General features: G+C 55.6%; 7 protein-coding genes and 1 pseudogene. 3 read left to right on the forward strand and 5 right to left on the reverse strand.

Annotated features, from left to right (window positions below; all coding sequences use genetic code 11):
• Nucleotides 1-389 precede the first annotated feature (389 nt).
• Nucleotides 390-590: a hypothetical protein gene (locus FKM97_RS25910; protein ID WP_144295361.1), complete on the reverse strand. Its 201-nt coding sequence runs from the start codon at nt 588-590 to the stop codon at nt 390-392.
• 267 nt (nt 591-857) lie between these two features.
• Between FKM97_RS25910 and FKM97_RS25915 the strand changes: the two genes are divergently transcribed.
• Nucleotides 858-1136 (forward strand): hypothetical protein, encoded by a 279-nt coding sequence (locus FKM97_RS25915; protein ID WP_246105276.1) that lies wholly within the window; start codon nt 858-860, stop codon nt 1134-1136.
• 54 nt (nt 1137-1190) lie between these two features.
• On the opposite strand, the gene FKM97_RS25920 is transcribed toward FKM97_RS25915, so the two are convergent.
• Nucleotides 1191-2360 carry a sensor histidine kinase gene (locus FKM97_RS25920; RefSeq protein WP_246105277.1) on the reverse strand — a complete coding sequence of 390 codons (1170 nt, stop codon included), beginning with the start codon at nt 2358-2360 and terminating at the stop codon, nt 1191-1193.
• A gap of 564 nt (nt 2361-2924) precedes the next feature.
• On the opposite strand from FKM97_RS25920, the gene FKM97_RS25925 reads away from it, so the two are divergent.
• On the forward strand, nt 2925-3623 hold the full coding sequence (locus FKM97_RS25925) for an outer membrane protein (protein ID WP_144295363.1): 699 nt from the start codon (nt 2925-2927) through the stop codon (nt 3621-3623).
• 103 nt (nt 3624-3726) lie between these two features.
• Nucleotides 3727-4164 carry an HIT family protein gene (locus FKM97_RS25930; protein ID WP_144295364.1) on the forward strand — a complete coding sequence of 146 codons (438 nt, stop codon included), beginning with the start codon at nt 3727-3729 and terminating at the stop codon, nt 4162-4164.
• Between the two features lie 501 nt (nt 4165-4665).
• On the opposite strand, the gene FKM97_RS25935 is transcribed toward FKM97_RS25930, so the two are convergent.
• From FKM97_RS25935 to FKM97_RS25945, 3 genes and pseudogenes are all read right to left on the reverse strand, one after another.
• The gene (locus FKM97_RS25935; protein WP_205015314.1) at nt 4666-4950 is read right to left on the reverse strand and encodes a hypothetical protein; all 285 of its coding nucleotides are present in this window, start codon (nt 4948-4950) and stop codon (nt 4666-4668) included.
• Nucleotides 4951-5351: 401 nt separating this feature from the next.
• Nucleotides 5352-6293, reverse strand: coding sequence for a homocysteine S-methyltransferase family protein (locus FKM97_RS25940; RefSeq protein WP_144295365.1), 942 nt, complete (start codon nt 6291-6293; stop codon nt 5352-5354).
• 487 nt (nt 6294-6780) lie between these two features.
• A pseudogene (locus tag FKM97_RS25945) lies at nt 6781-6995 on the reverse strand (EamA family transporter); the annotation flags it as partial.

Here is a 6995-nt window from a genome sequence, read left to right on the forward strand (position 1 = left end):
TATGATTTCACGCTCGTCTCCTAGGTTAATAGCCGAAGGGCTACTTAGAAAACGAAGCGATCGAGATTTTATTCCGGGGGATGCACGTTCAAGTCGAGAGACTGGATTTCTGGGTCCTTTTAGCTCCGTGGGTGCTTTTTCGTCTGTGCTTCCACGAGCGTTTGATACTCCGAAGGCTGATGGTTTCAGTTTGGTAGAGGTCACTCAAGTGAGAACACGAACGGAGCGGTGGAGTTTTTTGTCCACCAACACTCCGGACCCCGCGTGATTTCCAGGTGCGTCAGGATCACTGCCCTTGAATTCCGACTGCCCAGGTCGGAGCATTCCTCCCGGAGGGCTACCCTCAGTCTCACCTGAGGCGACCTATGAGCGCGTCGCCCCCTTAAGGCTTAGAAACCGATGGCATAAGCCGACAAGGGCCCCAGAGCCATGATAGTTGCGACGGCAATGCCCGCATAGTCGATCGGGACCAGAACAGGGGAACCGGGCTTGAACATGTATTCGCTGCGGACACCGGCAGACGGTTCTGCAGATTCATCTTCGGGAAAAGTGGCTGAGCGGCTGGACACATGGATAGCTGGACGGTTCACGAGACTGCTCCTCTTGCGTGGCTTCCAGTGATTGTCCGAACCGTCGTGACTCCTGAACGTTCCGTTTAGTGCCGCGCCGAATGTGTGACACACGGCGTTCAGGCGTCCTGCTGTTGGGGGTGACTTTGTTGCCCTTGGTATACCTTCCGCAACACGGACGATGTGGTGAACGAACCGCGGACGGATGATCCTAAACTGTGGAGTGAGAAGCCATTCCGTCGCCGTCGACCTTGACTTCAAGGGGCGATGTGTTCTTTCTTTGTTCTCATGAGCGAAGCAGACGCCAAGACCCTCAAGGACGCCTACCGCCTCGGCTGGACGGTGCATGTGAAGTGCGCCTTCGGCAAGCGGGATGGGATGAAGAGCATCCGCGAATGCATCGACAATCAGCAGCTGGATTTGCGGTCCTTGATGTGGACGCGCGGTGCTGAGTTTCCCATCGACATGCTGGCGAGCCGGCTCAAATGTCCGTCTTGCGGGTCCCGGCGGGTTCTGGTGGTCTTTGGTCCGCGCGGTGGGACGGCGACAATGATGGCAGGGGAGTGACGTTCCACTCGTCGCGTCTATCTGAGGGCGATCATCTGCGGCCCCGCGAGATCTCTACCGCCGGGGAAGCACGACGGTGAAGGTGGTGCCGAGTTCAGCCGATGACGCGACATCGATGGTGCCGCCGTGTGCTACCACCAGTAACTTTGAAATATGAAGACCGAGGCCCAGATTGGCGGAGCGTGGATTATTGACCGCTGCAGGTCCACGCGTCATCGCATCGAAAATAGTTTTGATCGTCTCCGCCGAAATCGTCGGGCCTTCGTTTCTCACGGATATCAGAATGGTGTCTGATTGGTCGGCGACCGTCACCACAATCCGAGTCCCTTCGAAACTATATTGAACGGCATTGCCGATGAGGTTCGAAAGCAGCTGGCCCATCCGTCCTCGGTCCCATGCGCCTGCGCAATCACCGCTGACGTCGACCTTGATTTCACGCCCCTTGGAGAGAGAACGCATCTCCTCGGCGAGCTGAAGCGCAAGTTCGCCCATGTTCATCTCGGTTCTAACAAGGGGGATTTCGCGTCCGAAGGATTTGCGGGTGATGTCCAGAAGATCATCCAGGATATGAGTAGCGCGCTCCATAGTGATCACGATCTGCGAGGTAAGCTCGGCTTTCTTATCGTCCGAGAGTTGCTTCCTCCCCATCATCTGAGCGGCCATGGAGGCCGAGCCGATTGGATTGCGCAAGTCGTGGCCGAGAATTCCCAAAAACAGGCTTCTCGAATCCGAGATCAGCTTTGTGTATTGCGCCACAGATTCAGCAAGGGCCTGATCAATGGCTTCATTAAAGCGCGTGAGGTCTTCCAGGTCGGTTTTGGCTAAGGGTTCATCCCGGGCTGTCCATAACCGCACGACGCTGGAACGAAGGGCGCGGTATTCGGACACCATCTGATCAATGTTGAAGCCATCCGCTAATCGGAGCTGCGCGTGAACTTCTGCCGCGCTTTGAGTTAAGGGGCTATCGGGGGGACCAAGTCCCTTTGACTTATCAGCCTGTTCCTTCGGCGTCTGTCGGGTCTCAAGATCAGCGGCGATAAAACCCAGGATTTCCACGATGTGATCTTGCAGCCCCAGACGTGTCATGGTCTCGCTTGCAGGTGTCCTGGTGCGGGCAAAGGCGATCCACTCCCGGACAATCGGCTCAACGTTATGGCGGATGAAGTCGGAAAGCCGAAAGTCATCGCTTTTTGCTTGGTGCGGCAAATTTTGTGCGTGGCTCATCCGTAGACGGTCCCTGAGGTTACAACATCTGACGGTTCGCGCCCGTCCTGTCGTCGGGAACATCAGTGTTCATTGCTGTTGGTCTTTGATCACCTAACAAGCATCACAGGTGGCAAAGATATGCCTACACAGGTGCCCGCGGATCCAGCAGAGAGCTTAGCAGAGTTTACTTCTGCATGTTCTCTTTATCTTTTACTACCTAAACGTGCGTGGTCCAGCTCGGCAGACAATGCCTCCTACACTCCGGACTAAGAGGTCTCACCCAGCGAAGACGCGCTTCGCTTTTTTGTGGCCCCGTGACCTCTGGCTATAGCTGGGAGGGAGGATGAAGGTGGCTTCGGGCACTTGGCGGGAGCGCGGAGACAGCCCAACGGGGCGACCGCGACCGCGACTACGACGATGACGATGCGGGACCGCAGGTCCTGGGAACGATCATGTTCAGCGCTGCGAAAGGTAACATCAAAGTCACAGACCTGAGCAAACTTGACACTTTACGACCTAGACGGGTGACAGCCCCGGTTTTGCGGTGTCTGTTAACCATCTGAACCGTAAGGGGGCAAACCTATGCGTATACAGACGAGTTGTGCTGCTGCCGTGATCGCTGTGATGTTCGGGTCTGTTGCTGCCCAGGCGGCCGATCTCTACACCCCACCGCCTCCGGCTCCAATCGAGGTTGACGTCTTCTCATGGAGCACTTGCTACATTGGTGCACAAGGTGGTCCGGGTTGGAGCGATTCGGACGTCAAGTTCCCCTACAGCGACAATTCAACCTCTCCGGATGGGTTTCTGATCGGCGGACGCGCCGGTTGCGACATGCAGCTTGATCAGTTTGGTTCCTTCGTGCTCGGCGCACTCGTCGATGGGTCCTATGCGGATATCAATGACAAGACGTCTTATCCCGCAGGGCCCGTTACGGCCACCTACAAGACCGACATCAATTATGCCATCAACATCCGTGCACGCGCTGGCTTTGCCCTTGACCGTATCCTGTTCTACGGCACCGGCGGTCTTGCCATTGGCAATGTCGAAGGGGAGCTTTCCACGGCTTTCGCAAGCGACAAGGACAGCAAGACGCTGACCGGCTGGGTGGCCGGCGGCGGTGTTGAATGGGCTGTCACCGACAACATCTCTGTCTTCGGCGAATACCTCTATTCAGATTTCGGTTCGAAGAAGTTCTCTTATGGGGGCGCTCTCACGGCACAATCCTACAAGCAGAGTGTCGACCTGCAGAGTGTCCTGTTCGGTGTGAATTACAGGTTCTAGTCCGCAGTCTCTCCCGAGCTGCGGCCGAGAAAAAGGGGCATGTTCGCGTGCCCCTTTTTCGATTTCGGAGGAGCGGCCCCCTCCACGGCGGGAATATTCGACCATGTCCGACACCAAGGAGTGCCTATTCTGCAGGATCGCGGCAGGCACCGTGCCTTCCCACCCGGTTTACGAAAGCGGCACCCTTTATGCGTTCCTGGACATTAATCCCATCCGCCCGGGGCATACCCAGATCGTCCCGCGGAAGCACTATCCCTATTTTGACCTTATGCCCTCCGAACTCGCCGCTGAGATCGTTGCGCTTGGCCAAATTCTGGCGAGAACACTAGAGCAAATCTACGCGGTGGAGCGGGTCGGCTTCCTCTTTACCGGGAGCGACATCCCTCATGCTCACGCCCATGTCGTGCCAATGGTCTCGCCCACCGATATCACCTCGCGACAGTACATTGCTGAAGAGAGCGTCACATTTCGGCCCACCGCGCGAGCGTCCGATGACGAACTTGTAAGTGTTGCCAGAGTTCTTTGTTCTGCCTTGGAGTGATCTCTAAGTCGGCCACGCTAACCCCACCGGGTCAATGGCCTTGCGGCGACAATGGCCGCGTCACCGCGAGCGCTCCGTTAGCCCCTTGGTTGTGGATGGCCGCTCAATCCGCCCTGGTGCCCTTGCGGAGCATGCTTACATCTCAGCGGAGGACATAGAACCGGACGTTCATTTAGTTCGTCAACTAACCTATCGGTGGCGAGCACCTTTTTACATCCTACAATTCGACTAGGAGCCAGGGTCTTGCTCCGATGTCTCTGTGACGTAATGCCTAATCATAAGATGCCGCCAAGCCTTAAGCGTCTTACCCCCTTCAAAAGCTGCATAGATCGCAGCAATTGCCGTACCGGCATTTGAGAGTGCCGAAATCCAGTCTGGAAGGCTGCCACACATTCTGTTGACCCATTATTCGATGTTGTGAGCAACTTAAGATTATTTGGTAAAATAGTTAAGACGTTCCTGAAAATGAACCTTAGAAGAATTGCATTTTCTCACTTCATCTTAAAATAGTCGTGGCTCTTGGCGATCAATAATGCTGTCTCGAGTTTGCTCTTTTGCGGGTGGAACTAATTCTCCATAAAGACGAACAAGGTTCATTGGTAGAAGTGCCGAGTGCAACATGATGATTGGTGCAAGTTCTCCAAGGCCCCCATACACCAGGAATGCCAAGTTGCTTGCAATTGCTATCAATCGCAGGGCGATCATTGTGCGCATTGCAAAGGCACAAAACACTAGAGCCGCTGCCAGATAACCCATTGCGTCTTCGGTAGGCACTTCTGCCTCCATCTTCACGTCACCATGCTAATAGTCACGTATCAAGAGGGTAGGCCGGCTCAACCAGCGGGGCTGTGGCTTTTGCCACAATACGGGCCAGGATCTAAGCCGTATGCCGTTTCTAAGGTGCCCTTGGTATGCGGGCGATCGCCGGAGTGTCAGTGCCGCTTCATCCCTCGGAGACCCATGATCCAGCTGCGGTCGCCGAGGGGAGTCGGTTTAAGCATCGGCAGAATTGTTAGACTGTCCGCCTCAGAACCCACCCAGAGGGCACTAGCGGTGTGGGCTGGGACTCCTGTGGCTCCCCTTCGCTTACATGGTATTTTGCTCAAGAGGCGAGCTGCCAGAGCAATGTCCTTTTCTCGACAAAGCTTTGTCTATAGGTGCAGGGGGGTGATCTTAGGGCAGATGAGCTAAGAGGACAGGACTGCAGCAGCGATGGCCTGAATATGGCGGTGGTCAGTCCCACAACAGCCGCCGAACACCTTGAGAGCCGGGAAGTCAAGGCTTAGCACCCGATACCGGTCAGCAAGATCTGCGGGATCGCCAATGTCGAGACTGGCGGAGTCATCGAGTTCAGAGTGGCTCTTGCTGGAGGCATTTGCCCGTATCCCCTGAATTCGATCTGTCCAAGGCGACCCGCGGCCCATTGCCCCTTCAAAATGCAAGGGATGCGCGCAGTTCACCATGTAACAGATCGGTGAGCCGTCTAATGCTTGTTCGGTACGCTCCACTGCCTCCCGCAACGTGGTGCCGTCGATCAGCCTGCCGTCTGTCTCGACCGTGAACGAAATAACGCAAGGTAGGCCCGCTGCCTTTGCGGCTCGGCCAATGCCGATTGCCTCGCCAACTTTGTTCATCGTGACCGCAGAGACCATGTCTACTTCGGTCGCGGCGAATGTCTCTACCTGGGGAGCATGATATTTCTGCGCGGCTCCTTCTTCCAGGTTCCCGTCCTTATAGGCATCGCCATGTGGGCCAATCACCCCGTTGAGAACGCAAACCAAACCGGTTTCTTCCCACTGCTCTCGAAGTCTTGCGACAAAGCCGGCAGCGTCCGCATTGACCTCCTGGAGAGCGGCAGCGTCATACCCAAGCCGCGCACCCCAATCGGTATTGGCGCGCCACGTGGGTGTGTCGAGAATGAACCCTACGGCATGGTCCCGAGCAATCTGCAGGTATGAACTGTAATACATTTCCAGCTCATGCCGACCCTCTGACGTACCAAGCAGGGGAAAGGCCGCGAAATGGGGCAGATCAATTCCTCGATGAAAGACAAGCGTCGTCTCAAGGCCGCCATCACAGAGGAAGGGGTCGGTGCCTAAGAGTGGAAGGCAATCTCTAAACTTTTGCATCAGGCGTTCTTTCCCTCAACACGTGCCGATCAATAACACGGCCGCGTGTCCGCAGTGCGAAATCAACGGCAACAGAGCCTTTGATTCACCCTGACATGGGAATGGATTACTTGGGTTATCAGCCGCCGTTATGGCGCTAGCCAGAGCTTCTGAGATAAGCGACAGCTATGGGTAAAGATACCGGATATGAAAATCGGACCCGCACATCTATTGGCGCCTATAAGAAATCTACCATTCTTTGCGAAAGGGATGCCGGAATCACCACGCGGATCAATGCATTGAAGGAGGAATACTCCGGGGCACTGGGAAAGATTCTGAACCGGATTACAAAGGAGCCCCTGTAACGGAGGAAAACTCATGACGACGAATGCCGGATACCAATCTTATTTTACTGTGTGGGATTCTGGGCGGTTTCAAAGTCCAGGGCCAGCGTTTTAAATACTTAATTGTATCGCCACCATCGCCAGCCCAAAGCTGCACTGGTTGCTCAAAGTGATCGGGTCGGGACCTGTAATGTCGTGCGGCGGTTTAAGTTCCAATGCCACAGGATTTGACTGATCAGCGCCAGGAAGACGATACTACCGCCAATCACTGTCCGGGTGGCCGGCACCTCTGCATGGATTAACCAGACCCAGATCGGGCCAAACACCGGCTCCAGGGTCGAGATCAGCGCCGCCAATGCCGATGGGATCAGCCGCGCGC

The organism is Rhodoligotrophos appendicifer, assembly GCF_007474605.1.
GTDB classification, from domain to species: Bacteria; Pseudomonadota; Alphaproteobacteria; order Rhizobiales; family Im1; genus Rhodoligotrophos; species Rhodoligotrophos appendicifer.